Source organism: Shewanella saliphila (assembly GCF_014648295.1).
Classification (GTDB): Bacteria; Pseudomonadota; Gammaproteobacteria; order Enterobacterales; family Shewanellaceae; genus Shewanella; species Shewanella saliphila.
Map to the genome: position 1 here is coordinate 121,447 of NZ_BMQV01000005.1, position 20,111 is coordinate 141,557.

Below are 20,111 nucleotides of genomic sequence, written 5' to 3' on the forward strand. Positions count from 1 at the left end.
ATTTGCTCACACTCAACACTATTAAGCGTAAGAATGCTCACCATGTTGGTGATCAGTCACGTCACGTACACCTGATAATTCACCAGGGAACATATCAAGTAACTGCTTTTCAATACCATCTTTTAAGGTGATATCAACCTGTGAACAACCGTTACATCCACCGCCAAACTGCAGTACAGCAACACCATCATCGGTAATTTCTACCAACATAATATTACCGCCATGGCTGGCTAGTTGTGGGTTAATTTCTGACTGAATAATATATTCAATACGTTCAACTAACGGCGCATCACTCGCTACTTTACGCATTTTGGCGTTTGGTGCTTTTAACGTTAATTGTGACCCTAATTGGTCTGTCACGAAATCAATGCTGGCATCATCTAAAAATGGTGCGCTTTTTTCATCAACCATGGCGCTGAAACCATTAAATGGTAATTCAACATCGTCAGCTTCTACTGCATCTGGTGGGCAGTAAGACACACCACACTCAGCTTGCGCTGTGCCTGGGCTGATAACAAAAACACGAATGTGCGTGCCTTCTGGCTGATCGGCCAATAATTTAACGAAATGGGCCTGAGCTGTATCGGAAATGGTGATCATTAAAACCTGCTCCCTCAGGGTATACCCGAGTAATTTAGTAAGAATTAGATACATGATACTCCGACTTGGATTTGCTTTGTAGTCTCAGGATGATTTGATCTTGAAAAAATGATCCAGTGCAAAGTTTTTTTACATTATAAGCGCCCTGTAAAACCTAATAATACGCGGCATTAAAACAACTAATCATTTGTTTTAATTATTAAATATTATTGTTATTACTCAAATCGAATTAATCTAATAATCCTGGTGCTTCAGCGCGGGCCAGGCACCAGGTTTGTACATAAATAAATTGCTGGCTGAATAAGCGGGCAATTTCATCCACCGTGGTACCCGTTGTGACCACATCATCAATTAACGCGACGCGTTGATATTGCACTTTATCGCTGAGTTCAAATGCGTTAAAACAATTTTTTCGCCGCTGCTTGCCAGACAGGTCTGCCTGGGGAGCGGTATCGACCACTCTGGTTAAGCTGCTGTCATCTAACGGGATATCAAGCAATTGGCTCAGCCGATTGGCAATCAGCCAGGCTTGATTAAACCCGCGCTGACGCAAGCGATTAGGATGCAAAGGTACCGGAACTAATACTTGCGGCGCGCGAATGAGTTTATGCTCAATCAACTGGTTTATCCGCGTGGCCAATTGCTGAGTAATGGCATTTAGCGGAGCGCATTGCTGCTGATATTTAATCGCTGCAATCAAGGGACCCAAACCTTGGTGATAACTGCACGGCGCCACCACCAACATAGGGGTAAGCTTAAGGCATTTTCCGCAATAGGCTTGCAGCAAAGCAATTTCACGACCGCAGCCTAAACAGACTTCATGTTGATACAAACTTGCTGCCAGGCACACCTGACAAATACCGCTCAACACCTGGTTAGGAAATAACCGTTGATAATCGAGCTGCTCAATTCGGTGCTGGCACAGCTGGCAACGGTTGGGTAAACTGCTCAGCAATGCCACGTTTGCAAACTGGTACACAGATTTACTGTGCTCCACTAAACCGGTCATTTTACGTTTAAATACAGTTACAGACATAGGCTATTCATTCCATGAAATAGTCGAATAAGAGGGATTAATGTGAGCTTTCCTGCACTGCATATCGATACTGTTGGCACCCAAGGCCCAGATGTAGTCCTACTGCATGGATGGGGGGTCAATAACGCTGTATTCAGTCCATTAAAAAACGCATTACACCAGTATAGAGTGCATTATGTTGACCTGCCGGGTTTTGGCTTAAGCCCTAATATTGACGGTGATATTAGCCAATGGGTGCAAGCTTTGGCGCAGCAATTACCTAAAAATGCCATATGGATAGGCTGGTCATTAGGTGGATTACTTGCTACTAAAGTGGCGATAGATTTCCCAGACTCGGTTTCAGCGTTAGTCACCCTCGCCTCATCGCCGTGTTTTATGGCCAGAGACGCTAACGATGCTTTGCCTGCTTGGCCAGGAATATTACCCGCGGTATTAGCGCAGTTTTCAACACAACTTAATCGTGACTTGCCGCGCACGGTTGAGCGCTTTTTAGCCATTCAAGCCATGGGCAGTGATAACGCAAAAGCCGATATTAGCCAAATAAAAAAGCTCGTGCTGAGTAAACCCATGCCTAGCAGACAGGCATTGGCACAGGGACTGACAATGTTAGAAGAGGTTGATCTGCGGCAGCAGCTTAGCCAGCTACAACAGCCTTGGTTACGGATGTGGGGTAAACTCGATGGCTTAGTGCCTCGGCGGGTTATTCAACAAATGCCACAAGCAGAAAACATCAGCGACATATTGCTAAACAAAGCTTCTCATGCACCGTTTATTTCGCATCCAGATGAATTTTTGCACAATTTATTGCCTTGGATCATAAAATATCAGCAATAGCACTTTAGCTAATACACTATTTTGGCTATAATTTAGCCATGGTTTAATCGCGTAGCGACCTGTAATGATCATTAACACTCATTATCCGCAAGTGCCTTTAGCAACATCGAATGTTGCGACGGACCTTGCGCGAGTGGATAACCAGCAGAAACCACCGATTATTCCACCGCAAGAACCATCCAAAGGCCATGAAGAACGCGCGTTTAATCCACAAAATGAACGTGCTGCAGCTTATGTTGTTGCCGAAAAAAAACAACAGCAAGACCAATCACAGCGACAACAGCAAGGGTTAACCCAACAGTCTGTTGACCCAAAAGCATTGTTGCAACAACCTACACGCCAGCAAACACGACAACAGCAAACGGTTCGAGTGCTTGCCAATCTCACGCCAGCCTTGCAACGCAAAGATATTCAAATCAAATCACAATCAACGGCAGTTAACGATCAAACTGAACTAAAACAGCACCAAACAGACAGCAGTATGTCTAATGCCAATGCCCAACAGTTTGGTCAGCGAATTGGTCAATTTTATCAACAACAATCCGCCCCCAATATTGAGTCGCAACTGCAAATTCTAGCGTGACCCAACCTCAACTGTTTTGATGACTCCAGGGGCAATGGCTGTTTTATACGCCATATGACTGTATGCAAAACTCCCCCATAACGCCCAACCTAAAGCGGATTCAGCTTGCCTTTGGTCAAGTGAATTGGGTGTTAATTGCTCACTGACAAAGTCATAACTAAATGTTTGTGCTGGCCGTTCTGGTTGTAAAATAGTGATTTGACTCCCTTCTAACAGTCCAAAGTTTTTGTCATATTGCATCAATGCACGACCCTTCCAATCATCTGGCGCTTTCGTTAAGTCGCGGCCTAACATTGGATAATTATCAGAGATCCCCATAAGCGATAACAATGTGGGCGGCATGTCGATTTGGCTAGCAACGCGAGCATCACGCTTAATGTCGATACCCTCGCCTAAAATTAATCCCGGAATACGAAACCGAGAAACCGGCACCAACGCATCACCACCCACACGGCTATCATGATCTGCCACCACTAAAAATATCGTGTCTTTCCAATACTCTGACCGTTTTGCCTTTTTGAAAAACTCTCCCACCGCATAATCGGCATATTTAACCGCATTATGCATGGTGTATTGAGGCTGTTCATATAATTCAATTCGTTCATCAGGAAACTCAAAAGGGTCATGATTACTCGAACTAAACACTAAACTAAAGAAAGGTTTACCTTGTTTATGCATCCGCGAAAACTCTTCATCAGCTTTAAATAATAAGTCTTCGTCTGACACACCCCATGACGCAACAAATGCAGGATTGGTATAGTCACCCTGGTCGACAATATTGCTGAACCCATTGCCTAAAAAGAAGCTACGCATATTATCGAAATGACTTTCTCCACCGTAAATAAATTGAGTTTCATAACCATGCTGCTTTAATAAATCTGCAATGGTAAAAAAGCCTGTTTGACTCTTACCTAGCTTCACAACTGCACGTGCAGGTGTTGGCGTAAAACCGGTAGTAATCGCTTCAATCCCCCTTACTGATCGGGTACCTGTTGCATACAGATTTTCAAAAAACCAACCTTCTTGCGACAGTTCATCGATATTTGGTGTTAACGGTAATCCACCTAAACTGCCAACAAAACGTGCCCCTAAGCTTTCTTGTAAAATAATCACTAAGTTTTTAGGTTTGCCGCTGTAACTGGCCTGGTTAAAAGATTGGCTCGGAATATCGTTGGAGGTGAATGCACTTAATGGTCGGCCACTTTCTCGGCGCACAATATCGATAATCTTATCTGTTGTTAACTTGCCATAAACGCTAGACGCATCTTGTTCATTATTCATCTGTGAAATTGCAAACATCAGTGAAAATGACGAATTTAAAACTAATGAATTCACCAAAGGATCATCAGAAAACGATACTAATGATGGGTTTAGCGGCCGGTGCCCTAGCGATGAACGAGCACCCAACACAGTCACTGCAATCACAATCACAGCTAAAGCAGGGCGCCAGTACCATCGAGAATATTTGATATTCGTTGTTAAACGTCCACTTAGGCGCCAACCAAACCACACCGTGGCAATTGAAATTAAAACAGACAAAATAAGTTCAGCTTTGCGGCCAGACCAAAGCATCGACAACACTTCTTTAGGGTAAATCAGGTACTCAACATACAAACGGTTTGGTCTAAAGCCATATTCAGCAATAAATGAGGGCGTTGAGGCTTCTAAAAAGACAATTATCCACAAACTTAGGGTTAACCAAATACGTAAGATTATCAGCCAAACTCGACCGATTAAATGCTCTCCTGCAAATACCACGCTGCCAAGTGCTGCAATGCCAAAAAACCAACATAAAGAGGCAAAATCGACGCGCAGGCCTTGGATTAAAATATTATTCCAGCCTTGAGCATTAGCGACTCGATCCATTTGCCAAAAAGACAAACCTAAGCGACTCACACTCATCACCAGAAAACTTATCACACTAAAAAATACAATAACGCCAAATATATTAATTGATGAATTTATTTGGTTTTTTAACGTTTTACTATCAGTGTAACGATTGAAAATAGTGAACATTAATGACTCCAATATTTATTATTATTTTGCGTTAAGTCCTTTTTTGCGCGCACAAAGCTGCCCCAAGTAACGAGTCGTTATTTGGAAATAGGTTAGGTCTTAAGGATGGCTTATATACTAAGCGTGTATAACAAGGCCGTTATCATCAAACTAGAGGATTCAGGCCTATCAATATTTACAGCATACTGTTGGTGATGGTGTGGGTTATTTCAACGTCACTCGCCTTAAACACCTGCAACAGTCTTGGTGGCGATAAAATCAGGTTCTTCATGGCAATGCTGGCTTGGTTATATGCAAACTAAAACGGATTTTATCTTCTGAAATCAGCCCAAAACTAAACGTAAAGCCATTCGCTTTCGCTATATTTTCAACAATCGCGAGGCCAAGACCATGGCGGTCGGTATTGGTTCGAGATTGTTCAGCCTGAAACAGCGGTTGAGTAAGGTGCTCTAGGTCATGGGAGTTAAGTGATTTAAGCAATTTATTTTCGACATAAATAGTCACGCCGTTATCTTCTGCAAATAAGCTCAATTTAATCTCAGACTGCGCTGGGCTGTAATAAAGCGCATTGTCGAATAAATTAGTTAAAATAAGATCCAATGAAAACTCATCCGCAAAAATATGTTTGTCCATTAACTGGTTATCAATAAGTAAGCGTTTATTAATGTCGTGGTATTTAAACGCTAAGGTTTCAATAATATGTTCAAGTAATGTTGAGATATCGAGCTGTTGGCGGTTTAAATGAATATGCTCAGATGATGCCTGCTGCAGCAGTAATAAGTTGCTCACTATGGTCTTCATTCTAAGGCTTATATTCAATACATCTTGTTTGTATGTTGTCGCAATACGCTGGTCATCCGGATAGCGAATATAAACTTCACTTAAACTGATTAACTCGCTAATAGGCGTTTTCAGTTCATGGGCGATATCGGCAGTAATCCGTTTTTCAGTTTGCAGGTACTGCTGGCTTATTTTTACAAATTTATTCAGTTCATCCCGAATCGGTTCGATTTCCAAATAGCGCTCAGCGCCAGCCGACAAAGGAATGTATTTTTGAGTCACATCTGCATGTTTTAAGGCGTCATTGAGCTCATTTAATGGCGCCAACCCACGATAAATCACTTTCACCACCGCCCAGCGGATCAGCACAATAACCAGCAATAAACCAATCGCCAAACTCGAGTCGATAATCACTAAAATTTGAGTGAGGTCTTCTGTCGTAATCGCCACAGTTAGCCACATAGGCTCAACATTAATGGCCGCATCACCTAAAGACTTTGGCACTTGAGGTTCAAAATACGCCACCATCGCTCGCCCAGAGCGACCATCAGGCAAATCGACATCAGCAAAAATGGCGCTATTCAGTGGCATGTCTTTTTTGAGTAAATCCACTCCAGGAAAATGGTTTAACGACTCCGAGCGCTCAAATACTGCATCGCCTTGCCACAACTGGAAAAAACTGGCTTTAGTTGAGGTACCAAACTCAGGCATAAACTCACCTGCAAAATCAAACTCAGTACCTTCAGGGGTTACTTTTACTAACGTTTTTAAATAATTAGACTTATCGGTGAGTGCATTATCAAACTCAACATCAACCCAGTTATCAATGCTAATGTCGATAGCCAAAAACACCAGAATCAAAATTGCCGACACCACGTAGGTCATGGTGTTCATTAGTTTAGAGGTTAATGACTTCATGCTTTTTCATCCACAAAGTAACCAAAACCTCGTTTATTTTTTACCGGCAATGTTGCCCCCACCGCTTTGGCTTTTTTACGCACAGACGATAAATGCGCTTCAATGGTATTTTTAGATAAATGATTAAACGATCCCACCACAGCCTCGCTGATTTGTTCCGGATTAAGCACTTGTTTAGGGTTATTAAATAGGTATTCCACTATCTTAAATTCGTTTTTAGTCAGGTCGATAAATTGACCATTCACCAACAATGATTTATTGCTGCTATCAAGGACAAAATCAGCAATATTAATTGTTTTTGCTTGTTGGTTTAATTCGCCACGACGCCCCATGGTAATCAGCCGTGCTTGCAGTTCATCAAACGAAAATGGTTTGGTTAAATAGTCATCCGCGCCAGACAATAATCCGTTAACGCGATCTTCCGCCTGAGATTTAGCCGACAAAATGATCACCTTGGCTTGGTTACCTAACTTACGAATACTTTTCAATAAGCTAATACCATCAACATTGGGTAGCATTAAATCTAAAATGATAAAGTCATACTGGTTAGTCAACGCCATACTTAAGCCCTCAGAGCCATCTCCGGTTTCATCAACGGTATAACCTAAATGATCTAACCCCACTCTAATTCCGCGCCGCAGCGCTTCTGAGTCTTCAATTAACAACACTTTCATTGAGTGCCCTTATCCTATTTATGCCTTACCCATTAACCGACTGATGCTTCACTGTACTCAATTATTGAAACACTTATGGCCATAAAACCGCCCACCACACAATCACAGCCATCAGCATGCTGATAAACACAAATGCTGATGCAATGTCTTTGGCCAAACCTGATAAGGTATTAAATTCTAAACCAATACGATCCACAACCACTTCTATAGCAGTGTTAACCAGTTCAGCAAACAATACAAACAGTAATGCGAGCACCAATATGGCTGATTGCGCAGCACTGATATTGACGACACAAGCCAATACGGTTAATGGCACAAACAACATCAACTCCTGTTGAAAAGCCGCTTCGTTACGGCACATCCACTTTAAGCCATTAAAGGTATGTTTACAGGTATACAATAAACGCATTATTCCTTGGCGCTTAACCACTATTTTATGTTGTTCAGTACTATTTACTTTGTTCACTGTGGTTGATGATCTCATGGTGATGTCCTAATTCAATTTACAGCGACTAGTCATGTCTAAGGCGGCGTCACGCACCGAGGTATTAACCCCATAAAGCCCTAACAAACTGTGAAACAAATTGTCGTGTGAGTAGCTTGCTGTTTGGGCATGTTCAACAAGACATTCACGGTCGACACCTTTTGCTTGAGTGTAATCTTGCGGCAACCACATCAACCAAGGCACATGAGTTTGCTGACTAGGCGCAATACTGTAAGGCGTGCCGTGTAAATACATGCCGCTTTCACCTAATGATTCACCATGATCAGACAGGTAAACCAATGCCACGTTATATTTATCTTGATATTGCTCGAGTACCTTAATGGTTTGAGCCAACACAAAATCGGTATAGGCAATGGTATTGTCGTATACGTTGATGATCTCTTGGTCACTGCAATTTTCAATATCGCTGCGGCTACATGCTGGTGTAAATGATGCTTTATCCGCTGGGTAACGTTGCCAGTAAGTGGGCCCATGGCTACCAATAGTATGTAGCGCAATAAATTGGTTCGCTAACCCTTTACCCGACGCGGCACTAGCCTGTGTATCTTGTTGTAATTTTTGAGTGAGCTTTTCAATTAATATTTCATCGTAGCAACTTAAACCATCACACAATGGGTTATTTTCGCTAGGTGAAATGTCAATTTTATTAATCCGTGCTCCAACCGCTTTATCGCCACCGTCATTGTCAAACCAGGTGACTTCAACACCTGCCGCCTTGATGACATCAAGCACGTTATTTTGCGCGTCAGCAGCTTTGCGACTGTAGTCATTACGCGTTAAATTTGAAAACATACAAGGTAGCGAGTGTGCAGTGGCGGTACCGCACGAGGACACATCTTGCAGCGCGATAATGCCTAGGTTTTCAGTGTATGGGTTGGTATTACGTTGATAGCCGTTATAAGCCATGTTTTGCGCTCGCGCAGTTTCGCCAACCACTAATACCATTAATGTAGGCTTACCATTGGCAACTGGCACTAACTGCGCATCTTGACCAATAGGATTAAACGTCAATTTTTCGCTAAAGAAGCGCTGATTAATATACTTAGCAGTGTTGTAAATATGCGCAGGAATAATCATTTTATTGAGGTACTGATTATTGCGCCCTACAGAGGCGTAATCTTTATAAAAAAACAACACCATCACTCCAATAACAGCTAATCCAAGGACAACAAATCCTACTCGACGAAACAAGGCTTTGCTTAATGATGCCTGGTTAGCAATATTCGTGCGGTACACCCAAACAGACGGCAAGATCCCAAATACCAACACATAGCCCACTGAGTTGATACTTAAATAGGAAATCGCTTCGCCAGAGTTGGTCTCAAAGATATTTTCGATCATGCTGTAATCTAAAATAACGTTGTACTGAAGCATGGCGTACATCGCCGCAGACGAAGACAAAATGAGCACAATCATTGCTGGCTTATAAACAAAACGAAAGGCAAATATGCTGAAGATCACCATAAAGCAGCCACTGAGCAAAATCGCTGGCGTTAGCGAAAATAGCACATGCCCCTCTGTCGATAATTGGTAAATTTTACGAATAATGGGGAAATTTAATACCAGGCCAAAATATACCGCAATAATGCCCGTCATCGCTTCATAACTGATGCTTTGTGGGGTAATGCGTGACCATGTTTCAGTTAATAATTTCACAATAACCACTCGCGTTAAACTCGACTGGCGTTGATATTCAACTAAAACACTTAAGATCCACTGAATAAAAACTGAATTATTACTGACTGTAGACATTCAGTTTTAAAAGAGCATAAAAAAAGCCCTTACTCAACAAAGTAAGGGCTTTAAAATCAATGCATTAAGCTAACTTAACAATGCGTCAGCGTAAATACATTATTTCTTCAGTTTGGCAAACGCATCAGCAAAGGCATTACCCATTGCTGCATTTTGCGGTGCTTTTACCGGTTTATTAGCCTGTTTGGGCTGGTTGTTTTGCTTCGATTTACCATGACTCGGTTTGCCACTAAATGAAGCCTTTTGTGATCCCGATTTAGCTTGGCCCATTTTGGCCGGCGCAGGCTTTTCATCTAGGCGCATGCTTAAGGCAATGCGGCGACGCTCTACGTCCACTTCCATCACCTTAACTTTTACGACATCACCCGCTTTCACCACGGTATGAGGGTCACTGACAAACTTGTCGGTTAATGATGAAATGTGCACTAAACCGTCTTGATGTACACCCACATCGACAAAGGCACCAAAGTTAGTCACGTTCGTGACCACACCTTCTAAAATCATTTCAAGCTTAAGGTCTTTTAATTCCTCTACGCCGTCTTTAAAGTTAGCGGTTTTAAACTCACCACGCGGGTCACGTCCTGGTTTATCGAGTTCAGACAAAATGTCGTTAATGGTTGGCACACCAAAGGTGTCGGTGACAAAGTCAGCGGCATTAATGTCGCGCAATAAATCGGAGTTACCAATAAGCTGCGCAACCGGTTGCTGCTTAGCTGCAGCAATGGTTTCAACTAAGCTATAAGCTTCTGGGTGAACCGATGAGGCATCAAGCGGATTGTCGCCATGGCGAATACGCAAGAAACCCGCTGCTTGTTCAAAGGCTTTTGGACCAACCCGCGGCACGCTCAACACTTGCTTACGGTTAGTAAACTGGCCATTGGCATCACGATAATCAACAATGTTTTTTGCGAGGGTTTTATTTAACCCAGCAACTTGAGTCAATAACGGCGCTGACGCCATGTTTAAATCTACACCCACACCGTTTACACAATCTTCAACAACCGCTTCAAGTGACTGCGACAGCATACTTTGGCTAACATCATGTTGATATTGGCCAACGCCGATGGCTTTAGGTTCAATTTTAACCAGCTCGGCTAATGGGTCTTGTAAACGACGCGCTATCGATACTGCGCCGCGAATAGACACATCTAAATCCGGAAACTCATTAGCAGCAAACTCAGATGCGGAATACACTGATGCGCCCGCCTCGCTTACCATCACTTTGGTTAAGTGGGGTTGCGACTCTTTAACAGCAGCAATAAGCTCACCCGCTAACTTATCGGTCTCACGCGAACCCGTTCCGTTACCAATGGCAATAATCTCTACCTTATGCATCGCCACTAGGTTGCTTAAGGTACGGATTGATTTGTCCCATAAGTTTTGCGGTGCATGTGGGAAAATAGTGGTGTGGGCCACCAGCTTGCCAGTGTTATCAACAATGGCCACTTTAACGCCGGTGCGGATCCCAGGGTCTAGCCCCATAGTGGCTTTAGCGCCTGCAGGTGCTGCCATTAATAAATCGCCTAAATTGCGGGCAAACACTTTAATGGCTTCTTCTTCGGCACTTTCACGCATTTTGCCAATAAACTCAGTTTCCATTTGCAAGGCCACTTTAATGCGCCAAGTTGAGGTCACCACGGTTTTTAGCCAGCTATCAACGCTAGAGTCAGTCAATACTAAGTTGAAATGATCGCTAATGATCACTTCGCAATAACTGCCTTGAGTGGCTTCGGTATCTGGGTCGGCATTCATCGACAAGCTCAGCACACCTTCATTACGACCGCGCAGCATGGCTAAGGCGCGGTGTGATGGGATTTTGCTCATCAACTCATTATATTCAAAATAGTCGCGGAACTTAGCGCCTTCTTTATCTTTGCCTTTCACCATTCGGCTCTCAAGCACCGCTTGTTGGTTTAAATGCTGACGCACTTTACGCAACAACTCTGCATCTTCAGCAAAGCGTTCCATCAAAATGTAACGCGCACCGTCTAATACCGCTTTAGTGTCGGCAAAACCGGCTTCTGGATTTAAAAATTCAGCCGCTTTGATCTCTATATCTAATTGGCGATCGGCTAAAACAGCATCCACTAACGGCTCAATGCCGGCTTCGATGGCAATTTGGCCTTTGGTACGACGCTTAGGTTTGTATGGCAGGTATAAATCTTCAAGACGGGTTTTACTGTCTGCTTCATTAATGGCTTGCGACAACGCTGGGGTTAACTTTCCTTGCGCTTCAATGCTCGACAACACCACTTGGCGACGGTCATGCAACTCGCGCAAATAACCAAGGCGTGAAAACAAGTTACGCAGCTGAGTGTCATCTAAGCCACCGGTGGCTTCTTTACGATAGCGGGCCACAAACGGTACGGTTGCACCATCATCTAAAAGTGCAATGGTCGCAGTGACCTGTTGCTCACGAACGTTAAGCTCTTGAGCGATAATCTGGGCAATATTATGCATAATGGATCGAATTCGGCATGGTTTAAAATAAAATTATGCCAAAGATAGCATAAAGACCACTAATTCGCTGCTAGTACGAAAGGCTTTATGATCTTCAGCAAAGAACAAGCGATGCACAGTCTTCTTACTGGTGATATGCTTCCCAAAAAAAACAGACGTTAAATCAGCGATCCAATACTGAAAGAGTAACAAACGTGAAAACCAAGTTAATTACCCTAGAAGGCTACAACAAGCTCAGACTTGAGCACGATTATTTATGGAAAGAAAAACGGCCTGCCGTGACTAAAATTGTCACCTGGGCAGCAAGCCTTGGCGACCGCTCCGAAAACGCAGACTACACCTTTAACAAGCGTTTATTAAGGCAAATAGACCGTCGAGTGCGCTATTTACGCAAACTGCTGCCCGACTTAAAAATTGTTTACTACGCTCCAGAGCAAGAAGGCAAAGTGTTTTTTGGTGCCATAGTCGAAATTGAAAACGACGCCGGCGACATTAAAACCTTTAAAATTGTGGGCCCAGAAGAAATCTACGACGAACGCAAAGATTACATCTCAATCGACTCACCCATGGCACGCGCACTGCTCAAAAAAGAAGTCGACGACGAAGCGGTGGTCAGCACGCCCCAAGGCGATAAAACCTGGTACATTAATAAAATTACTTATATTAAAGACTAAAGTTTAGCGTCATTTTATTCAGCACTAAAACGCAAATAGGCTTGTGATGCACTACACAGCACAAGCCCAGACGTTATGTTTAAAAAGGCCTACACCTCTATGCGATCTTGAGCCACCAGCAAAGCCATAAAATCGTCAGTGGTGTTAATCTCAAGATCCACCTTCATAAAATCAGCCATGGCATACACGCTAGCATTCACATTTTGATCGCTATCAATCGCCAAACTCATTTGTTCGGCCATGCGCCTAAACTGTAATTTTTGTTGCGTTAAGGTTTGCAAAGCCGCAGCCTCAAAAGCATCGGTGTTTTGTTTAATTTGACGGATGCGAAACTCGAAGATTTCTTTCACCCGTGCAGCACGCTTTTCGTCTTTTACTGAAAACAAATCCATCTTGTCCAGTAGCCAAACCACCACGGTCGATGCGATACCAGTAAACATCACCATCACAACATCAGATAACACATCGCCAAAAGGTAACTTGTTAATAAAGCCCAGCACAGACTCTTCAAAAGCAAAGCCAATATAGGTCACCACAGTACTGGCAAGTAACTTGGTTATGGCATCCGCTTTTTCGGCTCCAGATGATTCCCCCAGCAAGATTTTGATTGACGCAAGAATGGCATTAAAGCCTTCTGTGATAATTTTCAACGCTTTTTTCAATATGCCAACAAACATATCGACAATGGCATTGACCAGGTATTTAACAAAGTTCATCGCGGCATCTTTGAAACTGCCCAAACTTATATTGACTAAATTGCGAGTAATGTATTTAAGCGCTCGTTTCATTCTAAATGAGAATGCATCAATGCTTGATGAGCAACCTGTATCATGCGTAATGCCATTCTGAAACATGTCTTTTAGTTCAAAACTCACGGTCTTGACCACCAAAATAATCAGCTCACCAATACCTGCATCAACCAGCTCATCTTTGGCTTTCGAACCCGCTTTAAGCGCCTCACCTTTTACCAGTTTAGTGTCTGCTGTTAGTTTGCTCGCCACCTTTTGGTTCAGGTGAGACTCTACTGCAGTACGCGCTTCAGACTCACGTGCTAACGCTTTATTCCAGGTTGCCTCATTAACATGGGTTTCGAGACTCGCCAGCGTTTTCTTTTCAGCCGCACTGAGTTTAGGCTTAGCTTTCAGGTTATCTCTTTTTTGCTTAAGATCGCTCCAGCTAGAATCTAACTTTATCTTGTTGATTTTTTGGCTGACAACATCAAAATTGTCAGCGCTACCCGCCGCGTCCCTTAGGTCGGCTACCGACAGTGCCTTGGACGAGCCATACTCATCAAAAATATGCTTTAACGGCAGGTTATGATCGTTATTATAGGTCCGTTCAACCGCATTTAACCCTTTGGCCTCAAGCTCATTCTTATAGCTTGTCGAGTTTCTGCGCAGCTGCTTACGCTCACCTCTATCATTAACCTCAAGTTCGCTGTATACCCTTTTTTTATCGGAGAAATACGCATCGGTATAAGCCGTTTTCTTACCCACATCCTCCATATAATTATCTGGAGTATGAGAGGCCGCATCAGCTTTGGTGCGAATATATTCACCTTTGTCATCCTGATGACTTTTGCTATCGGCGTCGAGTCGCTGCTTTTCAAACCGTTGGTCTTTTTCGGTGGTAGTCGAACCCAGGTAGTCAAAGTTATTTATCTCGCTCACCAAGCGAGTGGCAGTGATGCCACGCTGTTTTAACCCCAGCTTCTTTATGCACAACAAGCCATCACAAAGGTTTAGTATCAGCGGCTTAACAAGCTCATCGGTGACATTACCGCCTTGCTCAAATTCATCATAAATCTGCGCCATCACAGCCAATGAATCACGCTGATCATGTAACTCCATGTTGATCAGTTGCTTACTCACCTGAAGCGGTGAGCAACCCTGCAACTCACTCAATACTTGCTCTGTGCTGATGACTGGCTGGGCATAATCATTTTTTGTCGCCATTAATCAATCCTTTATGCGGCAATACCCTGAATAGATATTACTTTTTCAAATAAGACTTTGGCCTGTTGGTTATCTTCGACCTTAACCTTGCCGCTCTCAGACAAGTAACCCAAGTTAGCCATTTGCTTAAGCACGATAGATAAATTAAATAACGCCTGAAACTCCTCAATATGAGCAATAGGGATCAGCCTGAAATCGAGTTTATGCGCAAAAATATCGCCTGATTGACTCATTTGTTTGTGACGCTGAGTTTGAATACCGTACTCAAAACGATCTAATAACTTACTGTAGTTACTAATCAAAACATCAAAGTATTCCACTACGCTATCAATCGATTTTGCCACAACCTTAAGCTGACGTAGATGTGACTGCATTTTGGCAATTTCTTCGTTAATACGCGCTTCTTCTTCCTGTACTTTAAGCAGAGTTTGCTTGGCTTTTTTACGCGAGTAAAAGCCCAGAGTCAGCACGTAAGAAGCCACTCGCACCAAATCAAATTTGTTAAAATCAATTAAAAATAGGTTTTCTCTTTGGCCAACCGACTCACTGGCTTTAACTTCAAGAATGGCATCACTAAACAATTCTTCAAACGGTTGCCCTTTGACCGTTACATTGTGTAAACGATTAGACAGCGAGATAAAACGACTAAACTGCACATCGTATATATCTTGCTTAAAACGGTTGATGGCACTGACTCTTTTGTCGATATCTGCGATGAGCTTAATACTCGACTTGTCATATTGTGTCTTTTTTTTGTCGTAACGCTCGGTTATCTCTTGATACAGTTGCTCAGCTTTATCAAAGGTGGTTTTGCCAGTAAAAGCGTTCCAGCACTTGGCGCCCTTTTCAACGACTTTATCGATGACTTTTCGGCCAACTTCAACCACCTTATCGACCATGCTGCTTATCTTGCTCGAGGCCCAGCTTCCAATCCGTCCAAACATAGATTAATCCTTCATAATAAGACTAAAACCTTCATGCACTAGGTCATTCATCGCCTCAACCCAGCGCTGTAGTCGCTTAAGCTCAAACTCTGCAATATCAAATGCGGCAGCCAGCTTGAGCATAAACTCAGTTTCACTTTCACAAAACTCATTATCGGCCAACACAATGCCAAATAACTCCACTAAAATAATCCGGCGGTTTTTCACCTCGCTCCGGGTTAATAGCTTAATGACGCCATCGATATCATCTTGTTTTTTCAGTTGATAACTTGGCATGCCACATTCGTGGGTAAATGACTCGAAGATGGCTTTTTCTTGTTCTTTGTAGCTGCCGTTGAGCCCCATGGTGCAATAAGCCAGCTCCAGGAAATTTTTACGCTCTGCTACTGATAGTTCACTCAAATACATTAAGTCACCTTACTCTAATAAACTTTACTAATGGGTTCAGCTTGCTTGCCGTTGGCATCATAGGCGAATTCAACACGCTGGTTAATTTCGCCTGCAGCGTCATATAAATACTCAAAGCTCACTCGCTGCTGCTCATCATACTCAATGCCCTTAACCAGCTTGCCGTCATGATCATAAAACATCTGATACTTAAGCTGTTCGCCTAATAAGGTATCGCTACTGTGTTTTACGCCATTTTCGTAATATATCTGAGTCACTTGGCCGCTGTGTTTATCTTCAACCTTAACAACTTTGCATTCGCCTAGGTGTTTAACAAAATCTTGGGTGTCGACAGTTAGCTCGGTATGTTGAGCAAGCTCATTAGTTAGCTCAACCAGATTTTGCACCCGCAAGTTTTGAATTAAGCCAGACAAGGTCTCTAAATTCGCTAATTGTTGCTGCTTGTAGGTAAACAGCAGTTTGTTAGATTCTTTACCAACTTCGACCTGAGCAAGCTTTATCGCTGTGTTCAGCTGACGATTGGCTTCATTGACATGGTTTTGCATCTCACCATGGTCATTGCCCAACTGAGCTAAGACTTTCGATAACGAATCCTGTAAGGCGGTGTTCAGCTGACGATTGGTTTCATTGACATGGTTTTGCATTTCTCCATGATCACTGCCTAACTGAGCTAAGACTTTCGATAGCGAATCCTGTAAGGCGGTGTCCAACTGACGACGAGTTTCATTGATGCTGGCTTGTGCTTCGTTATGGTTACTGCCCAGCTGAGTAACAATGGTCGATAAGGTTTGTTGCTGTAATTTTGCAGACTGGCTCGATACCAGCTTAAACTGCTCAACCAATGTCTGTAACTGGTTATACATATTGGTATTTTCAGTCTGCGTCTCTTGTAATTTAGTTAAAATAAGTTGATTAACTGCCTTAAATGATTGCAGGCTTTTATTTTGGTAAGTCTCGACAGCCGTGGTGATTTCAGCAACGCCTGTGTGGATTTGCGCTTGAACCAAATGAGGTATGGCTTCTACCGTGCTAGACAACTGTGCGTTGGCATCAATGCTTTTCTGCGACACATCCGCTTGTACAAGTTTGATTTTATTAAATAATATAACTTGGACGATAATGACCAAGAATCCCATTCCTACCGCCGCTAAAAGTACGTGCGTTAAACTGATTTCCATTGTTTTTCCATTCGTGACAAGTAAAAGACTGAGCATAAAACCCAAAGAATCATTGGAATGAAGAGATCAAATCCAAAAATGCTCGATGAATAAATAACAGTAAGAGTCGGGATTTAATCAAACGCCATGGGAAAATGACATAGCATAAATACAGCCCATACCCACTTTAAATGTGTATCGATATTCTACATTATTCATACGTGCAAAGGCGGACAACTACAAGGCAGAATGCCAAAAAAGTGATACAGGACAAGGAATAAGAAAAATAACCAAAATTTTTACTGCGGAATAAAACCAAGTAACCTCGGCCTCTTTGCACTAAAAATTACCCGACATACATTATGTGATTACGGGGCAGCCTCTTCGCACCGAATGTAAATCTCAAGTTATCGGCAATAAAAAACACCAACTAAGCCGTAATCAGCGTGGTTAAGGCGATAAAAAGGAATGCATTAATAAAATTATCTATGCCTAATAGCAAAAGTCATTTAGGGTTGCTTATCAAGTTACTGTTATCGCGTTACTTTCCAATAGGTGTCACATTGAACAATACCAAAGGCAGTATTTATATGGTTGTTGCAATGGCTGCTTTTGCCATTGAAGACATGCTGATTAAGTCCGCAGCCGAAACCACCTCTTTGGGGCAAATTCTGGCGTTGTTTGGCCTCGGCGGCATGTTAATTTTTATGCTGCTAGCGTGGCGTAAAGGTCAAAAGATACTGCATCCCGCCATCATAACAACACCGATTTTAATCCGTGCAACCTGTGAAGTGATTGGGCGATTTACCTTTGCTTTAGCCATTACGCTCACTCCGCTCTCAAGCGCTTCGGCAATATTACAAGCCACGCCATTGATAGCCATGATAGGCGCGGCATTATTTTTTGGTGAACACGTAGGGGTTAAAAGATGGCTTGCTGTACTCGTAGGGTTTATCGGGGTATTAATGATTATCCGCCCAGGACTCGCTGGGTTTGAAGTTAACTCACTACTCGCGGTCATCGCCACATTAGGCTTTGCCGGCCGCGATTTAGCCACCCGCGCAGCGCCGCCAGTGTTATCGAACATGCAACTTGGGGTTTACGGATTCTTTGTATTAATCCCTGCAGGTATTGCTATCCAGTTATATCAAAATGAACCCGCACAACTTAATACCACAGCATCGTTGCAAATCATCGGCGCGATTATTTTTGGCGTTGCCGCCTACAATGCCCTCACTATCGCCATGCGTGCTGGCGACGTATCGGTCATCGCCCCCTTTCGCTACACCCGTTTATTATTTGCCTTAGCGTTGGGCATATTCATATTTGGTGAAACACCCGACATCATGACGCTACTCGGCAGCCTACTGGTTGTCGTCAGCGGCGTTTACACGCTCAGCCAAACACGTAAAAAAGTCCATTCGAGGGTGGTGAATCGTGAAGCCTAATGGGCAGTGGGATTGAACAGGGTTTAGCTGTGGCATCAATGATCTTATGGCCTGCGGCCATTAAGATCATGGTGCTTCACTCTCACGAGAGAGTGAAGCAACAGAGACTGACTCGTTTTTGACGATGCTTGTTAACTATTTTCTCGTCGGGACGACGAATTTAATGAAGTCGATTTATTATTGAGTTCGAAGACAGAATTGTGAAGCATATTAACTAAGTTGCAGTTACACAGAATCTGTTACACCCTCGCGTTTGGCCATAGGCCGTAGGCCATACAAAGCCTGAGTAACCATAGCAATTCGACTTGCCTCTGCTTTGCTTAATCCCCGTTATTGTTTGCCCTTAAGCTTAATCGCCATTGCTCTCGAAAGTCTTTTTGAATACGAGAGTGGACCACAAGCATTATCGCCATTGCCATAAATCCGCCCAGACTAGCGAGTGCCATATCCTTATGCGCATCCCAAATGTCGCCCTGTATACCTAAATAAGCCATGCCAAGCTCGCCACCAAATATCTCTGCTGCGCCCCATTCTACTAACTCATATAACATCGATGTCGACATTATCAGGTTTAACGGCGTGAAATAGCTCCAAAAGCCTTTCACGCCAACAACCTTGCAATACAAATCTCTCACTGGGTATGCCAGTAAGAAGCCGTATGCGAAATGAATTAATCGATCAAAGTTATTACGCTCCCAGCCCATATATTCATTAAGGCTAAAATTAAAATATGACTGCAGAAATTCATCATAGGGAACATTGGCATAAGTATAATGTGAGCCGATCTCATGCAAGCTCATAAAGACAAATATCAAGCTATATGAGAGTCGCGATAATGGACATTTTTTATAGGTGAACACCACAAAGATGGCAGAAAAGACAATTAATACATTCTCAAGCGCCCAATCGGCTCGATTATAGGGGTTGATAGAAATAACAATAAATTCAATAACAAAGATGATTGAAAGCAATAAAAAATATCGTTTATGTTCCATAGTATATTGGCCATTGTGAATTAAAGATATTTTATGGCTTGTAACGGCTTACTTGAGGCTTGCCTCTCAACATCACCGATTAAACACAGATGAATAGCGATAGTCACGGATGAATACCACTAAAAAATCTTAGGCAACAAACACCTACGACTCATAGATTACATTTATCACCGCGTCATTATTGATGATACGCTTTATTTTTATACAATAAACCCATATTGCAATATTTCAATGGCCAATGGTTTATTTGTTCTGGTCTAATTCCATCGGACACTTAATTTTGAGACAGTATGGTCAATAAATTAAGAGGTCGATATGAGTTTAAAAAAATCACATAAGAGTTATCCGCAGGCATTTAAAGATGAAGCAGTA

Annotated in this window: 17 protein-coding genes; 4 read left to right on the forward strand and 13 right to left on the reverse strand. The window is 42.8% G+C overall.

The genetic code is table 11. The annotated features are described in order from the left end of the window. Positions 1–21: 21 nt before the first annotated feature. Both nfuA and IEY48_RS04490 read right to left on the reverse strand, forming a co-directional pair. Complete coding sequence (gene nfuA, locus IEY48_RS04485) at positions 22–600, reverse strand: Fe-S biogenesis protein NfuA (protein ID WP_188917680.1); 579 nt, start codon at positions 598–600, stop codon at positions 22–24. Between the two features lie 229 nt (positions 601–829). Further along, positions 830–1,636 carry a ComF family protein gene (locus IEY48_RS04490; RefSeq protein ID WP_188917681.1) on the reverse strand — a complete coding sequence of 269 codons (807 nt, stop codon included), beginning with the start codon at positions 1,634–1,636 and terminating at the stop codon, positions 830–832. A 42-nt stretch (positions 1,637–1,678) separates the two neighbouring features. Between IEY48_RS04490 and bioH the strand changes: the two genes are divergently transcribed. Both bioH and IEY48_RS04500 read left to right on the forward strand, forming a co-directional pair. Beyond that, on the forward strand, positions 1,679–2,470 hold the full coding sequence (gene bioH / locus IEY48_RS04495) for a pimeloyl-ACP methyl ester esterase BioH (RefSeq protein ID WP_188917683.1): 792 nt from the start codon (positions 1,679–1,681) through the stop codon (positions 2,468–2,470). Positions 2,471–2,534: 64 nt separating this feature from the next. Then, positions 2,535–3,053 (forward strand): hypothetical protein, encoded by a 519-nt coding sequence (locus IEY48_RS04500; RefSeq protein WP_188917685.1) that lies wholly within the window; start codon positions 2,535–2,537, stop codon positions 3,051–3,053. On the opposite strand, the gene IEY48_RS04505 is transcribed toward IEY48_RS04500, so the two are convergent. The 6 genes from IEY48_RS04505 to IEY48_RS04530 form a co-directional block, all read right to left on the reverse strand. Next, a complete protein-coding gene (locus IEY48_RS04505) occupies positions 3,045–5,069 on the reverse strand; it encodes an LTA synthase family protein (RefSeq protein ID WP_188917687.1) in 2,025 nt (674 codons plus the stop codon). The two genes, IEY48_RS04500 and IEY48_RS04505, sit on opposite strands and share 9 nt — an antisense overlap. 267 nt (positions 5,070–5,336) lie before the next feature. Further along, entirely contained in the window at positions 5,337–6,767 is a 1,431-nt protein-coding gene (locus IEY48_RS04510; protein WP_188917689.1) for a sensor histidine kinase, read from the reverse strand. Then, a complete protein-coding gene (locus IEY48_RS04515) occupies positions 6,764–7,441 on the reverse strand; it encodes a response regulator transcription factor (protein ID WP_188917691.1) in 678 nt (225 codons plus the stop codon). The genes IEY48_RS04510 and IEY48_RS04515 overlap by 4 nt, the downstream gene beginning before the upstream one ends. A gap of 73 nt (positions 7,442–7,514) precedes the next feature. After that, on the reverse strand, positions 7,515–7,925 hold the full coding sequence (locus IEY48_RS04520; RefSeq protein ID WP_188917693.1) for a diacylglycerol kinase: 411 nt from the start codon (positions 7,923–7,925) through the stop codon (positions 7,515–7,517). A gap of 9 nt (positions 7,926–7,934) precedes the next feature. Further along, a complete protein-coding gene (locus IEY48_RS04525; protein ID WP_229786321.1) occupies positions 7,935–9,602 on the reverse strand; it encodes a phosphoethanolamine transferase in 1,668 nt (555 codons plus the stop codon). 195 nt (positions 9,603–9,797) lie between these two features. Next, a complete protein-coding gene (locus IEY48_RS04530; RefSeq protein ID WP_188917697.1) occupies positions 9,798–12,158 on the reverse strand; it encodes a Tex family protein in 2,361 nt (786 codons plus the stop codon). 194 nt (positions 12,159–12,352) lie between these two features. Here IEY48_RS04530 and greB point away from each other — a divergent pair, with 194 nt between their 5' ends. Then, positions 12,353–12,832 carry a transcription elongation factor GreB gene (gene greB, locus IEY48_RS04535; RefSeq protein ID WP_188917699.1) on the forward strand — a complete coding sequence of 160 codons (480 nt, stop codon included), beginning with the start codon at positions 12,353–12,355 and terminating at the stop codon, positions 12,830–12,832. A gap of 89 nt (positions 12,833–12,921) precedes the next feature. On the opposite strand, the gene IEY48_RS04540 is transcribed toward greB, so the two are convergent. From IEY48_RS04540 to IEY48_RS04555, 4 genes are read right to left on the reverse strand one after another with little or no spacing between them, the layout of a single operon-like run. Then, positions 12,922–14,787: a DNA repair protein gene (locus tag IEY48_RS04540; RefSeq protein WP_188917701.1), complete on the reverse strand. Its 1,866-nt coding sequence runs from the start codon at positions 14,785–14,787 to the stop codon at positions 12,922–12,924. Positions 14,788–14,798: 11 nt separating this feature from the next. Further along, entirely contained in the window at positions 14,799–15,731 is a 933-nt protein-coding gene (locus IEY48_RS04545; RefSeq protein ID WP_188917702.1) for a DNA repair protein, read from the reverse strand. 3 nt (positions 15,732–15,734) lie between these two features. Further along, positions 15,735–16,139, reverse strand: coding sequence for a TerB family tellurite resistance protein (locus IEY48_RS04550; protein ID WP_188917704.1), 405 nt, complete (start codon positions 16,137–16,139; stop codon positions 15,735–15,737). Between the two features lie 14 nt (positions 16,140–16,153). Beyond that, positions 16,154–17,317, reverse strand: a complete 1,164-nt coding sequence (locus tag IEY48_RS04555) for a hypothetical protein (RefSeq protein WP_188917705.1) — start codon at positions 17,315–17,317, stop codon at positions 16,154–16,156. A 542-nt stretch (positions 17,318–17,859) separates the two neighbouring features. On the opposite strand from IEY48_RS04555, the gene IEY48_RS04560 reads away from it, so the two are divergent. Then, a complete protein-coding gene (locus tag IEY48_RS04560) occupies positions 17,860–18,744 on the forward strand; it encodes a DMT family transporter (RefSeq protein ID WP_229786322.1) in 885 nt (294 codons plus the stop codon). 320 nt (positions 18,745–19,064) lie between these two features. Here IEY48_RS04560 and IEY48_RS04565 read toward each other — a convergent pair whose 3' ends face one another. Beyond that, positions 19,065–19,739, reverse strand: a complete 675-nt coding sequence (locus IEY48_RS04565; RefSeq protein WP_188917708.1) for a DUF2238 domain-containing protein — start codon at positions 19,737–19,739, stop codon at positions 19,065–19,067. Between the last annotated feature and the right edge of the window lie 372 nt (positions 19,740–20,111).